Source organism: Ralstonia flatus, from assembly GCF_958439105.1.
Lineage (GTDB): Bacteria > Pseudomonadota > Gammaproteobacteria > Burkholderiales > Burkholderiaceae > Ralstonia > Ralstonia flatus.
In genome coordinates this window covers 35005-48589 of record NZ_CAUDLI010000003.1, presented here as the reverse complement: position 1 = coordinate 48589, position 13585 = coordinate 35005, and the positions used below count along the sequence as shown (strand labels likewise).

Annotated in this window: 13 protein-coding genes; 4 read left to right on the top strand and 9 right to left on the bottom strand. The window is 64.5% G+C overall.

Features of this window, described 5'->3' with window-relative positions:
- Window positions 1-8: 8 nt before the first annotated feature.
- Entirely contained in the window at window positions 9-530 is a 522-nt protein-coding gene (locus R2676_RS07250; RefSeq protein WP_257878195.1) for a MarR family winged helix-turn-helix transcriptional regulator, read from the bottom strand.
- A 250-nt stretch (window positions 531-780) separates the two neighbouring features.
- On the opposite strand from R2676_RS07250, the gene typA reads away from it, so the two are divergent.
- Entirely contained in the window at window positions 781-2601 is a 1821-nt protein-coding gene (typA, locus tag R2676_RS07245; protein ID WP_027677570.1) for a translational GTPase TypA, read from the top strand.
- Window positions 2602-2674: 73 nt separating this feature from the next.
- Here typA and metC read toward each other — a convergent pair whose 3' ends face one another.
- The 7 genes from metC to R2676_RS07210 form a co-directional block, all read right to left on the bottom strand.
- Window positions 2675-3862, bottom strand: coding sequence for a cystathionine beta-lyase (gene metC / locus R2676_RS07240; protein WP_206275335.1), 1188 nt, complete (start codon window positions 3860-3862; stop codon window positions 2675-2677).
- Window positions 3863-3888: 26 nt separating this feature from the next.
- A complete protein-coding gene (locus R2676_RS07235) occupies window positions 3889-5478 on the bottom strand; it encodes a rhodanese-like domain-containing protein (RefSeq protein ID WP_206275334.1) in 1590 nt (529 codons plus the stop codon).
- A 90-nt stretch (window positions 5479-5568) separates the two neighbouring features.
- Window positions 5569-6162: a cysteine dioxygenase family protein gene (locus R2676_RS07230; RefSeq protein ID WP_206275333.1), complete on the bottom strand. Its 594-nt coding sequence runs from the start codon at window positions 6160-6162 to the stop codon at window positions 5569-5571.
- 92 nt (window positions 6163-6254) lie between these two features.
- Window positions 6255-7010, bottom strand: coding sequence for an amino acid ABC transporter ATP-binding protein (locus R2676_RS07225; protein ID WP_206275332.1), 756 nt, complete (start codon window positions 7008-7010; stop codon window positions 6255-6257).
- 28 nt (window positions 7011-7038) lie between these two features.
- Window positions 7039-7731 (bottom strand): amino acid ABC transporter permease, encoded by a 693-nt coding sequence (locus R2676_RS07220; RefSeq protein ID WP_024975903.1) that lies wholly within the window; start codon window positions 7729-7731, stop codon window positions 7039-7041.
- Between the two features lie 4 nt (window positions 7732-7735).
- On the bottom strand, window positions 7736-8428 hold the full coding sequence (locus tag R2676_RS07215; protein ID WP_147213545.1) for an amino acid ABC transporter permease: 693 nt from the start codon (window positions 8426-8428) through the stop codon (window positions 7736-7738).
- Between the two features lie 16 nt (window positions 8429-8444).
- Window positions 8445-9281 (bottom strand): transporter substrate-binding domain-containing protein, encoded by an 837-nt coding sequence (locus R2676_RS07210; RefSeq protein ID WP_102067052.1) that lies wholly within the window; start codon window positions 9279-9281, stop codon window positions 8445-8447.
- A 187-nt stretch (window positions 9282-9468) separates the two neighbouring features.
- Here R2676_RS07210 and R2676_RS07205 point away from each other — a divergent pair, with 187 nt between their 5' ends.
- Window positions 9469-10338 (top strand): LysR substrate-binding domain-containing protein, encoded by an 870-nt coding sequence (locus tag R2676_RS07205; RefSeq protein ID WP_027677563.1) that lies wholly within the window; start codon window positions 9469-9471, stop codon window positions 10336-10338.
- On the opposite strand, the gene R2676_RS07200 is transcribed toward R2676_RS07205, so the two are convergent.
- Window positions 10331-11236: a sterol desaturase family protein gene (locus R2676_RS07200; protein ID WP_102067054.1), complete on the bottom strand. Its 906-nt coding sequence runs from the start codon at window positions 11234-11236 to the stop codon at window positions 10331-10333. The two genes, R2676_RS07205 and R2676_RS07200, sit on opposite strands and share 8 nt — an antisense overlap.
- A 146-nt stretch (window positions 11237-11382) precedes the next feature.
- On the opposite strand from R2676_RS07200, the gene R2676_RS07195 reads away from it, so the two are divergent.
- Window positions 11383-12492, top strand: a complete 1110-nt coding sequence (locus R2676_RS07195) for an enoyl-CoA hydratase/isomerase family protein (RefSeq protein WP_206275331.1) — start codon at window positions 11383-11385, stop codon at window positions 12490-12492.
- A 43-nt stretch (window positions 12493-12535) separates the two neighbouring features.
- Window positions 12536-13570 (top strand): tRNA dihydrouridine(20/20a) synthase DusA, encoded by a 1035-nt coding sequence (gene dusA / locus R2676_RS07190; RefSeq protein ID WP_206275330.1) that lies wholly within the window; start codon window positions 12536-12538, stop codon window positions 13568-13570.
- Window positions 13571-13585: the final 15 nt, after the last annotated feature.

The following is a 13585-nucleotide window of genomic DNA, read 5'->3' as shown; positions in this document are numbered from 1 at the left end:
GAGTGGCGTCAGTGATCGGCAGGGCGCGCGCGATGGCCCTCCGTGGCGGCGCCGTTGCTCAGAATGCGCTTGAGAAGCTCGCGCAGCGTATCGACGTCAGCCGGGGTAAAGCCGGCAAAAAAACGGTTCAGCACGTGTGTGTAGATGGCCGGCATGCGGTCGGCCAAGTCGCGGCCGGCTTCGGTCACTTCCAAATGCACAACACGGCGGTCGGACTCGCTGCGCACGCGCTCGATCAGGCCGCGTTTTTCCATGCGGCTCAGCATGCGCGTGAGCGAGCCGATGTCGGTGTTCAGTTCGCGGCCGAGGTCCGTGGCCGTCTGGCAGCGGCCGTTGGCGAGCAGCACCAGGCAACTGGCCTGGGAATGCGTCACGTCCATCGCAGCGACTTCCTGCTCGATCGCCATGGACAGCGCTGTCTTTGCGCGCCCGACGAGGTAGCCAACGCTTTCGCACATGCGGTAGTCCTCCACCCGGAAGAGCGTTCCGGCAGCAGCAACTTCGGTGGCGGGTCTTGTCTGTTCGGACATCTTATGTATGCACAATCATTGTCCGGACAAATATACGAATTGGCGCAGCAAACGGCAAGGTACTGAATGTGCGATTCCAGTTTTCGAAATAATGAGTGATCTGAAAAGCGCTCCTGCAACGTTGCTTCATCGTTTAGTCAAGGAGTGTCATCTCTTGCGCATCGCAGCATGCTAGAATGTCAGGTTATTCCGCGAGCTGAATTTGGGTGCTATCCCGGGCTCGTGTCACGTCTTTTCGAGTTCACATCCCATGCGCGCGCTTCGCAACATCGCAATCATTGCCCACGTTGACCACGGCAAAACCACACTGGTCGACCAGCTCCTCCGCCAAGCCGGCACGTTCCGCGAGAACGAACAGATCGCCGAGCGCGTGATGGATTCGAACGACATCGAAAAAGAACGCGGCATCACGATCCTGGCCAAGAACTGCGCGGTCGAATACAACGGCACGCACATCAACATCGTCGACACGCCGGGGCACGCCGACTTCGGCGGCGAGGTGGAGCGTGTGCTGTCGATGGTCGACGGCGTGCTGCTGCTGGTGGATGCCCAAGAAGGCCCGATGCCGCAGACGCGCTTCGTGACGCGCAAGGCGTTGGCCCTGGGCCTGAAGCCGATCGTCGTGGTCAACAAGGTGGACCGCCCGGGCGCACGTCCGGACTGGGTGATCAATGAGACCTTCGAACTGTTCGACAAGCTGGGCGCCACTGACGAACAGCTCGACTTCCCCATCGTGTACGCCTCGGGCCTGAACGGCTACGCCGGCTTGACCGACGATGTGCGCAGCGGCGACATGAAGCCACTGTTCGAGACCATTCTCGAGAAGGTGCCGCAGCGTGACGATGACCCGAACGGCCCGCTGCAGCTGCAGATCATCTCGCTCGACTATTCGAGCTACGTCGGCAAGATCGGCGTGGGCCGCATCACGCGTGGCCGCGTGCGTCCGCTGCAGGACGTGGTGGTCAAGTTCGGCCCGGAAGGCGCGCCGATCAAGGGCCGCATCAATCAAGTGCTGAAGTTCCGCGGCTTGGAGCGCGAGCTGGTGCAGGAAGCGGAAGCCGGCGACATCGTGCTGATCAACGGTATTGAAGAGCTGGGCATCGGCTGCACGGTGTGTGCGCCGGACGCTCAGGACGCGCTGCCGATGCTGAAGGTGGACGAGCCGACGCTGACGATGAACTTCTGCGTCAACACCTCGCCGCTGGCGGGCCGCGAAGGCAAGTTCGTGACGAGCCGCCAGCTGCGCGACCGTCTGGACCGTGAGCTGAAGTCGAACGTGGCACTGCGCGTGAAGGACACCGGCGACGACACGGTTTTCGAAGTGTCGGGCCGTGGCGAACTGCACCTGACGATTCTGGTGGAAAACATGCGCCGTGAAGGCTACGAACTGGCCGTGTCCCGGCCGCGCGTGGTGTTCAAGGAAATCGACGGCGTGAAGTGCGAGCCGTTCGAACGCCTGACCGTGGACGTGGAAGACAGCCACCAGGGCGGCGTGATGGAAGAGCTGGGCCGCCGCAAGGGCGAACTGCTCGACATGGCGTCGGACGGCAAGGGCCGGACGCGTCTGGAATACCGCATTCCCGCCCGTGGCCTGATCGGCTTCCAGGGTGAATTCCTGACGCTGACGCGCGGCACGGGCCTGATCAGCCACATCTTCGACGACTACTCCCCGGTCAAGGAAGGCGATCTGGGCGAGCGTCACAACGGCGTGCTGATCTCGCAGGACGACGGCGCTGCCGTGGCCTACGCGCTGTGGAAGCTGCAGGACCGCGGCCGCATGTTCGTGTCGCCGGGCGATGCGCTGTACGAAGGCATGATCATCGGCATCCACAGCCGCGACAATGACCTGGTCGTCAACCCGATCAAGGGCAAGCAGCTGACGAACGTGCGCGCGTCGGGTACCGACGAAGCCGTGCGCCTGGTGCCGCCGATCCAGATGTCGCTGGAATACGCGGTGGAATTCATCGCCGACGACGAGCTGGTGGAAGTCACGCCGAAGAGCATCCGCCTGCGCAAGCGCCACCTGAAGGAACACGAGCGCAAGCGCGCATCGCGTGAAGAAGCGGTCTGATCGCCAGTCGATCTGCCAAGAAAAACGCCCCGAAACCCCGGGGCGTTTTTTTTGCTCGGCGATAACGCTGGCGTTATGCCTGAATGCGCGCGAAGGCTTGCGCCAGGTCGTCGATCAGGTCTTGCGGGTCTTCCAGTCCGATGTGAAGGCGCACGATCGGGCCGGCGGCGGACCAATCCGTGCAGGTGCGCGTGCCCGCCACGTTGCTGACCGTCGCCAGGCTCTCGAACCCGCCCCACGAGGCGCCGATGCCGAACAGCGTTAGCGCATTGACGAAGCCCGCGGCGGCTTGCAGATCGGCGCGAGCGAATTCGAATGAGACCAGTCCGTTGGTGCCGGTGCAATCGCGTTGCCAGAGCGTGTGGCCGGGGTCGTCGGGAAGAGCGGGGCAGAAGACCCGAGCGACGTCTGGCCGCGCCGCCAGCCAGCGCGCAATCTCCAGCGCGTGGCGTTCGTGCATGGCAAGGCGCGCCGCCAGCGTGCGGGTGCCGCGCAGCACGAGATAGGCATCGTCAGGGCTGACCGCCACGCCCTGCGCATCGCACATCGTGGCGAGGGTTTGCCAGCACGCCTGTGTGGTGGTGACTGTGCCCATCATCACATCGGAGTGGCCGCTGAGGTATTTGGTCGCCGCCATGATGGAAACGTCTGCGCCGAGCGCGAGCGGACGGTATTGCAGGCCCGAGCCCCACGTGTTGTCGGCGACGACGAGTGCTCCATGGCGATGCGCGATCTCGGCCAGCGCGGGCAGGTCGCACATCTCATAGACGAGCGAGCCCGGGCATTCAACGTAGACGAGCCTGGTCGTCGGCTTGAGCTGCTGTGCGACATCGGTGCCGTCCGCGCGGAAGTACGTCACCTCTACGCCCCAGGGGCGCAGGAACGTATCGACGAAATGGCGCAGCGGCTGGTAGACGCAATCGGCAATCAATACATGATCGCCAGGGCGCGCGAAGGCGAGGAACACCATGGAGATGGCCGCCAAGCCGGTCGGGAAGAGTCGCGTGCGATACCCGCCTTCGAGTTGCGCGACGACGTCTTCCAGCGCGAAGCCCGTCGGGTTGCCGCGCGCGCCGTAGGTGAACATGCGTTCGGTGCCGCGGCGGCGGCGCGCGTCGTTCATGTCGTCCATCGAATCGAACAGCACGGTGGAGGCGCGCACGACAGGCGGGTTGACGGCCCGGCCGCCTTCAAACGCCGGTGAGGTGCCGCCTTTGACCAGGCTGGTGGCCAGTCGTAGCTCCGTTTTCTGCGATGACATGGTGTGTAGATCCCGTCGGTTGCGTGTCATGGCTGCACGGCAGCGGCGCCCACGCGGAAGGCGCCAAGTTCCTGCGCATCGAGCTGGGCGAGCAGGCCGGTTTCCCAGGCTAGGTATTGCCTGGCCGCAGCCTTGTTGCCGTCGTGCCGATCATGCACGAAGAAGAGATAGTCGATGCAATCGGCGTCGGGCGGCGCGCTGTCGGAACCTTCGGTGGCGTAGCCGGCGGCAGTCCACGCGGCAATGCCGCCGGCCAGCAGTTTGAGACGCGATGCGGCCTGCGGCGCGTGCGCGGCCCAATCTGCCGCGGCGAGCTGTGCGATGCGCGGGTCGTCGGCAATCAACACGGTATCGCGGTCAGCGGCCAGGGCCGGCAGGCGCGGGCGAATGGCCCAGGTGGCGCCAGGCACATGGGCACGGCGGAAAGCCATGCTGGGGCGCAAGTCGATGACGTGCGCGGTGCCTGCCGCCAGCGCGCCGGCGAGTGCCTGCGCGCTGATCTCGGGCAACGGCTGCGGCAGCGTGGCCGTGGGCGCCGGCAGGCTCGCATTGCTGTTCAACCCGTCACGCAGCACATAGGCATCGTGACCGAGTTGCCGTAGCCAGCTCGCAACGATGGGCGCGCGCACGCCGTCGGCGTCGAACAACACAAGGCGGGCATGGCGCACGCCGACGTACTGATCGGTTGCCTGGATCAACTGGCCGCCAGGCGCATGCTGTGCTCCCGGCAGGCTGCCGTTGGCGAATTCCTCGGGTGTGCGGACATCGCAGAGGAAGAGGCTGTGTTCGCCTTCTGCAACCCAGCGTGCGAGCGTGGCCGCATCCACCTCGGGCACGGCAAAGCGCGTGGCGAGTTGCTGGCTGGCCTCGCGCATGTCTTTGATGGTGGCCGGGGCAATGACATCGGGATAGCGCCGCGTGCTGCCGTGCTCCAGCGGCAGGTCTTCCAGGTACCAGCCTTGCGTGCCGTTCTCCAGGGCCATCACCGGGTTCGGGATGCCGAGGTTGATGAGCGTCTGCGCGCCGATAATGCTGCGCGTGCGGCCCGCGCAATTGACGACGATCGGCGTGGTCGCGTCGGGCACAAGCTCGCGGATGCGCAGCCCAAGCTCGCCGTTCGGGCAGCAGATCGACGACGGGATCGTCATCTTCAGGTATTCGCTGACGGGGCGGCCATCGACGATGACGACGTCGTCGCCGCGTTCACGCATGGCCGCAAGTTCACGCGCGGTGACGCGCGGCGTGTGGTACGCCATCTCGACGAGTTCACCGAAGGTTTTGGAGGGCACGTTGACGCCGGCAAACAGCGTGAAGCCTGCGTGCGCCCAGCCTTGTGCGCCGCCTTGCAGCACGTGCACGTTGCTGTAGCCGATGGCGTTCAGGCGTTCGGCCGCGCGCTCGGCAACGCCGTCGTTGTCGTCATAAATGACCATGCGCACAGCGCGACGGGGCGCGAGGCGCGGGGCGTCGATCTCAAGACGGCTGTACGGCAACGGGATGGCGTAGAAGAGGTGGGCTTCGCCGTACTGGCCGTGCTCGCGCACGTCGAACAGCGCAATCTCGGCGCCGTCGTGCAGCCACGCTTTCAGGGTCTGGGCGGTAACGAACGATGTCATGTCGATGCGATACGAATCAAAAGGGTGAGCGACGCCCCCGCACACGCAGCGCGGATTTCAAGCAACGCGAGTTGGATGGCAGCTAGCTGGTTAGCGGCGCGTCTTCACGCCGATGCCCATGGTTTGATAGCGGCCGGTTTCGAGGTCGAACGTGATGCGCTCGGTCAGCGTTTCGAGCGCGCGTCCGTACATGTGCAGATGGCGGATCGGCGCCTCGCCCTTGATCTCGACGGCGTGGATGTCGTCGGCCGCCAGCGCGATGCCGGTGCCGGGTTCGACGACGACGGTGTCGGTCATTTCCAGCGTGCCGACGCCGGGCGTGGCGCGGTCGTCGGTGCGGCGGTAGACATAGTTGTATTCCGTGCCGTCCACCGCGGCGATGCAGGCCCACGTGGTGTGGTTGTGCGGCGTGATCTTCTTGCCGGGGCGCATGACGTTCAGGTACAGCGCGTAGGTCTGGTCGGCGTCTTCGTGGATCAGGTAGCGGGCTTGCAGCTCGCCGTCGGCGGGGGCCGGGAAGTCGGTGTCTTGCCAGAACTCGGCGCGCGCGGCGAGGCCTTTGACCTCTTCGAGCACGTCGGCCAGGGCGCGACGCGTTTCACCTTCGGGCGCGAGCGCGGCTTTCATGGCCGCAATGGCATCGGTCACGGCCGCTTGGCGTTGTTGAGGAAGAGACGTGGACATGAATGGATTCTCCTGAGGGATTGGGGCGCCTTGCGTTGTATTTCGCGGCGTTGTTGTCGTTGTCGTTGTCGTTGTCGTTGTCGGTGTCGGCATCAGGCGACGAGTTCGGCAATGCGGGGCGCAGGTCGCAGAACGTCTTGCAGGAAGCGCTGTGCGCGGGCGTGCTTCGGGCGACTGAAGAACTGGTCGGGCGGCGCGTCCTCCAGCAGCTGGCCCTTGTCCATGAACCAGACGCGGCTTGATACGTCGCGCGCGAAGCCCATCTCGTGGGTCACGATCATCATCGTCAGCCCGTCACCAGCCAGTTCGCGCATCACGTGCAGCACCTCTTGCACCATCTCGGGATCGAGCGCGCTGGTCGGCTCGTCGAACAGCATGAGCGGCGGCTTCATTGCCAGCGCCCGCGCAATCGCCACGCGCTGCTGCTGGCCGCCCGACAGGTTGGCGGGCATCGCGTCGATCTTGTGGGCAAGGCCCACCTTGGCGAGCAGCGCCTCGGCCTGCGCCGTCGCTTCGTCGCGCGACAGACCGAGCACCTTGGTCGGCCCGAGAATCAGGTTCTGCCGCACCGAGAGATTCTGGAACAGGTTGAAGTTCTGGAACACGAAGCCGATGCGCGCACGCAGTTCATTGACACGCATGTCGCGTGCATGGACATCGCGCCCCTCGAAGCGGATGCATCCGCCCTGGATGGCCTCCAGCCGCGTGACCGTGCGGATCAACGTGGATTTGCCCGAGCCCGAGGGGCCGCACACCACGACGACTTCACCGCACGCGATGGTGGCGTTGATGCCTTTGAGCGCGTGGTAGTCGTCGTAGTACTTGTCGACGTTTTCAAATGCCAGCATGGGATGGGGTCTCCGGCAGGGTTTGTTCCTAGGCCAGCCCGGCGCGATGGCGGGCAATGCGGCGCTCCAGCTGTCCCGCGAACCGCGAGATGGCGAAACACAAAACGAAGTAGAAGGCCGCGAGCACGAGAAACGTCTCCAGCGGCTTGGTCAGCGTGATGGTGTTGACCTGCGCGGCCGAGTACGTCAGCTCCGGCACGCCAATCACATAGGCGAGCGACGTTGCCTTGATGATCGACACGAACTGGTTGACGATCGACGGCAGCATGTTGGTCAGCGCTTGCGGCAGCTGCACGTAGCGCATGCTCTGCAGCCACGACAGGCCATTCGAGCGCGCGGCTTCCATCTGCCCGCGCGGCAGGCCTTCGAGCCCGGCGCGCACGATCTGCGACAGGAATGCGCTTTCGTAGACGATGATTGCGCAGACTGCCGTGGTGAACGCCGACACCTCCTTGCCCACCAGCAGCGGCACCGCAAAGTACGCCCAGAAGATGATCATCAGCAGCGGAATGCCGCGCACCAGGCGCGACCACACCCCGGCAATGCGACGCAGCCAGCGCCACGGGCTCACGTGTGCCAGCCCGATCAGCACCGCAATCGGGAACGACATCACCAAGCCCAGCACCGAGAGCACCAGCGTCACCGCCACGCCGCCGAGCGGCCCATTCGGCCACGACCCGACCAGGAACAACGCCAGATAGTCATGCAGGATTTCAAGCATGGCGTCAGACCCCCAGCGGCGTCGTTCGACGCTTGGCCACGCGTTCCGACAATGCCATCAACGCGAGCGTGCCGAGCAGATACAGCAGCGTGGCGATGAGGAACACGTCGAACGTGCGGAAGGTTAGGTTGTCGATCTGCCGGGTGCGGTAAAGCAGTTCATGCACGCCGATGGCCATCGCCAGCGAGCTGTTCTTGAACAACAACAGCGCCTGGTTGAGCAGCGCGGGCAGCGCCACGCGAATCGCCTGCGGCAGGATCACGTAGCGCAGCGCCTGCAGATGCGTCAGCCCGATCGACCACGCCGCCTCCTGCTGCGTATGGGGAATCGCACGCAGGCCGGAACGCAGATCTTCGGAAATGAACGCGCCGGAGTTCAGCGCCAAGGCAATCGCCGCAAAGAAGAATTCGGTGTTGCCGGCGTTGATCCAGGCTTTGAGCGATTCCGGCAGCAACTGCGGCACGCCGAAATACCACACCAGGATCTGCACCAGCATCGGCACGTTGCGGTGGTATTCCACAACGACGATGACGAACGCCTTGAACACGCGCACCGGCAGCGCCCGCAGCGTTGCCAGCGACACCCCGACGGCGATGGCCAGCAGGCCCGAGACGACAAACAGACGCAGCGTGGTCAGAATGCCGTCCCGCAAGAGGCGCAAATAGCCGTCTTCGAGCAGGAAGGAGAGATCGAACATGTCGGCCGCCCGGGGCTTACTGCGGCTTGATCGGCTCGACCTTGTAGTCGCGCGAGAACTTGTAGACCGACTTGGCGCCGAGCCACTTGTCGAAGCTCGTCTGCAGGCCGCTCGACTGGTCGTAATCCGCCAGCACCTTGTTGACGGCGGCCATGAGCGCAGGCTCGTTCTTGTTCATCACCACGCCCCAGCGCTCTTCATAAACCGGCGCGTTCAGCAGGCGATATTGCTGGCCGCCTTTCTGCGCCGCCTCGTTGGCAAAGCGCGCCAGCACGAGCTGCCCCGCCACGAGCCCATCGACCTTGCCTTGCTGCAACGCCAGATACGCCGATGAAATATCGTGGAACGTCAGCAACCGCGAATCCGGCAGGCGCGTCACCGACACCGCCGCCGAGCTGGAGCCTTCCGAGGCGGCGATCTTCTTGTTGGCGAGCTGATCGAGCGTCTGGATGGGCGAGTCCGCCCGCACCAGCACACGGATCGGCGCAACGAAATACTGGTTGCTGAAATCGACCTGCGCAGCGCGCGCCGGCATCCACGCCACGGCAGCGGCCAGCACATCGACGCGATGCGTCTTCAGTTCGGGAATGCGGGCATCGGTCGACAGCGCGCGGTGCTCCAGCTTGACGCCCAGGCCCTTGGCCAACGCGCTGCACACATCCACGTCAAAGCCGACGATCTGCCGCGTTGCGGCGTCGGGAAAGGCATACGGCTCGCTGGCGTTCTGGGTGCCGCAGACGAGCGTGCCGCGCGACTTGATGTCGGCCAGCGCGTCGGCATGCGCCACGCTCGCCACGCCCAGCGTGCCCAAGGTGAGCGTCGCCGCGGCCTGTGCCCATTTCCATACCCACATGATGTTCCTCCTTTGTATGCAACCGATTCTGTGTCGGACCGCGATTTCCCTGCGGCTCGGGTGTCGGCCTGAACGTCGTATTCGTTCAGTGTTATTTGTGTTTCCGGCAGGTTATCGGCCAGAATTGCGCAGAACAATTTAATTTTTGGCGGGAAACGATTAGAAACTCTGAAGTATCGGGGCCGAGATGCGAAATCTGGACATCGATCTGCTGCGCACATTCGTGGCGATCGCACAGCACGAAACGTTTGCCGCGGCAGCCGCGCGGGTGGGGCGCACGCAGTCTGCGGTCACGCAGCAAATGCAGCGGCTGGAGGAGGAAATGGGCTGCGCGCTGTTCGAAAAACGCGGCCGCCACAAGACGATGACGCCCGATGGCGTGCGGCTCGTCGCCTATGCGCACAAGATCCTGGCGTTGAACGACCAGGCCGTGCAGGTGATCCAGACCGGTGGCCCGATCGAGAAAATCCGCATCGGGTCACCGCACGATGTGGCCGATTCGATCCTGCCGAATCTGCTGCGGCGGTTGTCCAAGCTGTCGCCGGAATTGCAGATGGAAATCAACGTTGGCCGCAGCCCGTTCCTGATGGACGCGCTGCGCGACAAGACGCTCGATCTGGCGATCTCCACGCGCTATGACGATGCCTTTCCCGGCATCAAGCTGCGCACGTCGCCGATGGTGTGGATCTGCGCGGAAGACTTCATCTTCAATCCCGCCGCGCCGGTGCCGCTGGTCATGGCCGACGAGCTGAGCCTGTTCCGCCAGCTGTCGATCGAATGCCTGGACGCGCACCACATTCCGTGGCGCACGAGTTATCTGTCGCCCACGCTGACGGGCATCAAGGCCGCGATCAGCGCGGGGCTGGGCGTGACGGCGCGCACGACCGAATTGCTCGACGCAAACATGCGCGTGCTGACCGAAGCCGATGGCCTGCCGCGCCTGCCCGAAGTGGCGTTTTATTTGTACGTGCAGCCGACGTGCACGAGCGCCGTGCTGCGCGATCTGTTTGATTCCACCGATCGCGTCGCCACCCGCTTTGGGCCGCCGTTCATGTGAGCGGCATCGCCTCGGCCGTGACTGCAGCGCGCGGGCTGCGCCACTCCGGCGGTTTCCACAGGTAGCGAATGTCCCGGTCGCGGAACACGTCGGTCCACATGTCGCGCCATTCGTGGAAGGTGAGGGTGATCGGGTTGTGTGTGTGGACCTGCCGCGTGATGCCGAAAACGGGGGCGTCCTCCTCCGGCACGAAGCTGCCGAACATGCGATCCCAGATGGTCAGCACGCCGGCGTAGTTGCGGTCGATGTACTGCGGATTTTTCGCGTGGTGCACGCGATGCACCGACGGCGTATTCACATACTGGCCCAACCAGCGCCAGAAGCCGGCGTAGCGCGAATCCAGCGCCCCCAGCCGCGTATGGACGAAAAACTGGAACGCCAGGTTCAGGCCCACGGCCAGGATCACCCAGTCCGGCGTAAAGCCGATCCATGCAAGCGGAATCCAGAACAGCCACATGCCGGAAATCGGATAGGTCAGGCTCTGGCGGAATGCCGTCGAAAAATTCATGCCTTCCGACGAGTGGTGCGTCACATGCGAGGCCCACATCCAGCGCACGCGATGGCTGGCGCGGTGGAAGAAGTAGTACAGAAAATCCTGCAATAGAAGGAGCAGTACGAATGACCACCACGTTTCAGGCACCGCGCGCAGGCCGTGGCTGTACGTCCATGCGTACACCGTCTTGATCATCAGCCACAGGAAGAATGCATCCGACGCCTGGTGCATGAGCGCGAGGCAGGCGTTTGAAACGGTGTCCTTGAAGCTGTAGACGGACGGGTCGCGCTTGCGCCAATACCACGCCTCGGCGCCGATGGTCAGCAGGAAGACCGGCGCGAAGGCCAGCAGAATCAGGCCGGGGTCGAAACTCGACGCGCCCGGGGCGGCGTTGGCAGGGGTCATTGAATTGTTGTGATGTGTGTTGTCTCCAACCGGCAGGTATACGCTCAACACCCGCGCCGCGAAAGGGGGCAGGCTAGAACCCTTCCTCGCTTCAATACGCGGTCGTGTACAGTGCGTGCCGTGATTCCCACAACAACATCCGAGACATGCAATCCACCGCTTCCCCCGCGCCCCAGGCTGAAGTTCAACCCAACGTGATCGCCGAAGTACGCGGCGGCATCGGCTGGCTGACGCTGAACCGGCCGCAGGCGCTGAACGCGCTGTCACTGGAGATGATCCGCGCGATGTCGCATGCGCTGCTGGCGTGGCAGCACGATCCGGAAGTCCACGCCGTCATCCTGCGCGGCGAGGGCGGCAAGGCCTTGTGTGCCGGCGGCGACATCCGCTTCTTCCACCGCGCCGCCACGGCCGGCGACCCGCAGCTCATCACGTTTTTCACCGAGGAATACCGCCTCAACCACCACATCTTCAGTTATGCCAAGCCCTACATCGCGCTGATGGATGGCGTCGTCATGGGCGGTGGCATGGGCATCTCGCAAGGCGCATCGCTGCGCGTGGTGACCGAACGCACGAAGATGGCCATGCCCGAAACCAACATCGGCCTGTTTCCGGATGTCGGCGGCGGCTGGTTCCTTGCACGCGTGCCGGGCCATGTGGGCGAATACCTGGGCGTGACCGGGCAGATGATCGAAGCGGCTGACGCGCTGTCGGTTGGCCTCGCCGATTGCCACGTCACTACCGAGGCTCTGGCGTCCATCGTTCAGCGTCTGCGCGACGGCAACTGGAGGAGCGCCGAGCAGATCGCCGCGTGCTTTACCGAAGCCGCATCGGCGCCCGATGATGCCAAGGCCATCATCGCGCCGCACCGCGAGGCGATCGACGCCTGCTTCAGCCAGGGCAGCGTGCAAGGCATCCTCGCGGATCTGGCCGGCAGCACGGATGCCGAATGGGCCGCGCAGACCGCGGCGCACATGGCCAAGCGCTCGCCGTTGATGATGGCGGTGACGCTGGAGCTGATCCGCCGCGGCCGCCACACCACGCTGGCCGATGAGCTGCGCCGCGAACTCGACATGATGACGCACGTGTTTGCCGAAGGCGACGGCATCGAAGGCATTCGCGCACTCGCGGTCGACAAGGACCACGCGCCCAAGTGGAAGCACGCCAGCATCGACGCCGTGCGTGACGACGAAGTGGCCGCCTTCTTTGTTTCGCCTTGGCGCCGTGAGCAGCATCCGCTGCTAGGGCTGTCGGACTAGAACCGGTAAACTGCGCGCCTGGATGTTGAATCGTTGACTTGCTGTGACCGCTGAACGCCCCACGCCGAACCCCCGCCGCTTGTCGGTCGCGCCCATGATGGATTGGACTGACCGACATTGCCGGTTCTTCCATCGCCAGATCTCGCGCCACACGTGGCTCTACACGGAAATGGTGACTACCGGGGCGCTGCTGCACGGCGACGTGCCGCGTCACCTCGATTTCGACGAAGTCGAGCACCCCGTGGCGCTGCAGCTTGGCGGCAGCGAACCTGACGACCTGGCCCAGGCCGCGCGCCTCGGCCAGCAGTGGGGCTACAAGGAAATCAACCTCAACTGCGGCTGCCCGTCGGAGCGCGTGCAGCGAGGGGCGTTTGGCGCATGCCTGATGGCCGAGCCCAAGCTGGTCGCGCAGGGTGTCAAGGCGATGCGCGATGCGGTGTCGATTCCGGTCACGGTCAAGCATCGCATCGGCATCGACGCCATCGAGACCTACGATTTCGTTCGGGATTTCGTCGGCACCATCGCCGAGGCCGGCTGCGAGACATTCATCGTCCACGCGCGCAACGCCATCCTCAAAGGCCTGAGCCCCAAGGAAAACCGCGAGATTCCGCCGCTGCGCTACGAAGTCGTCTATCAGCTCAAGAAGGATTTCCCGCATCTGGAAATCCTGCTCAACGGCGGGGTGCAGACGCTGGAGCAGATCGACACGCATCTTGCCCACGTGGACGGCGTCATGATTGGCCGCGAGGCGTATCACCATCCCCATCTGATGGCCGCGTTCGATACGCGGTACTACGGCGCCGGCACCGAGGCCCCCACGCGCGCCGAGGTGGAAGACGCGATGATCGGCTACGTCGGCCGCTGGGTTGAGCGCGGCGGCTATGCGGGGGCGGCGGTGCGGCACATGCTGGGGCTGTATCGCGGCGTGGCAGGTGCGCGCGGCTGGCGGCGCGTGCTGTCGGATTCCAAGGCGCTCGGCCGAGTGAAGACGTTGGCCGACGCGCACGCGTTGTTTGATGAGGCGCGGGTGCATCTGCGGCGCGGCGAGGAATCAGCCGACGAGGCGGTCGCAGCATAAATTGCACGACCCCCT

Bases quoted from the DNA above. Each gene is read 5' to 3' on its own strand.
- R2676_RS07250 (WP_257878195.1), bottom strand. From the start codon at position 530: ATGTCCGAACAGACAAGACCCGCCACCGAAGTTGCTGCTGCCGGAACG.
- typA (WP_027677570.1), top strand. From the start codon at position 781: ATGCGCGCGCTTCGCAACATCGCAATCATTGCCCACGTTGACCACGGC.
- metC (WP_206275335.1), bottom strand. From the start codon at position 3,862: ATGTCATCGCAGAAAACGGAGCTACGACTGGCCACCAGCCTGGTCAAA.
- R2676_RS07235 (WP_206275334.1), bottom strand. From the start codon at position 5,478: ATGACATCGTTCGTTACCGCCCAGACCCTGAAAGCGTGGCTGCACGAC.
- R2676_RS07230 (WP_206275333.1), bottom strand. From the start codon at position 6,162: ATGTCCACGTCTCTTCCTCAACAACGCCAAGCGGCCGTGACCGATGCC.
- R2676_RS07225 (WP_206275332.1), bottom strand. From the start codon at position 7,010: ATGCTGGCATTTGAAAACGTCGACAAGTACTACGACGACTACCACGCG.
- R2676_RS07220 (WP_024975903.1), bottom strand. From the start codon at position 7,731: ATGCTTGAAATCCTGCATGACTATCTGGCGTTGTTCCTGGTCGGGTCG.
- R2676_RS07215 (WP_147213545.1), bottom strand. From the start codon at position 8,428: ATGTTCGATCTCTCCTTCCTGCTCGAAGACGGCTATTTGCGCCTCTTG.
- R2676_RS07210 (WP_102067052.1), bottom strand. From the start codon at position 9,281: ATGTGGGTATGGAAATGGGCACAGGCCGCGGCGACGCTCACCTTGGGC.
- R2676_RS07205 (WP_027677563.1), top strand. From the start codon at position 9,469: ATGCGAAATCTGGACATCGATCTGCTGCGCACATTCGTGGCGATCGCA.
- R2676_RS07200 (WP_102067054.1), bottom strand. From the start codon at position 11,236: ATGACCCCTGCCAACGCCGCCCCGGGCGCGTCGAGTTTCGACCCCGGC.
- R2676_RS07195 (WP_206275331.1), top strand. From the start codon at position 11,383: ATGCAATCCACCGCTTCCCCCGCGCCCCAGGCTGAAGTTCAACCCAAC.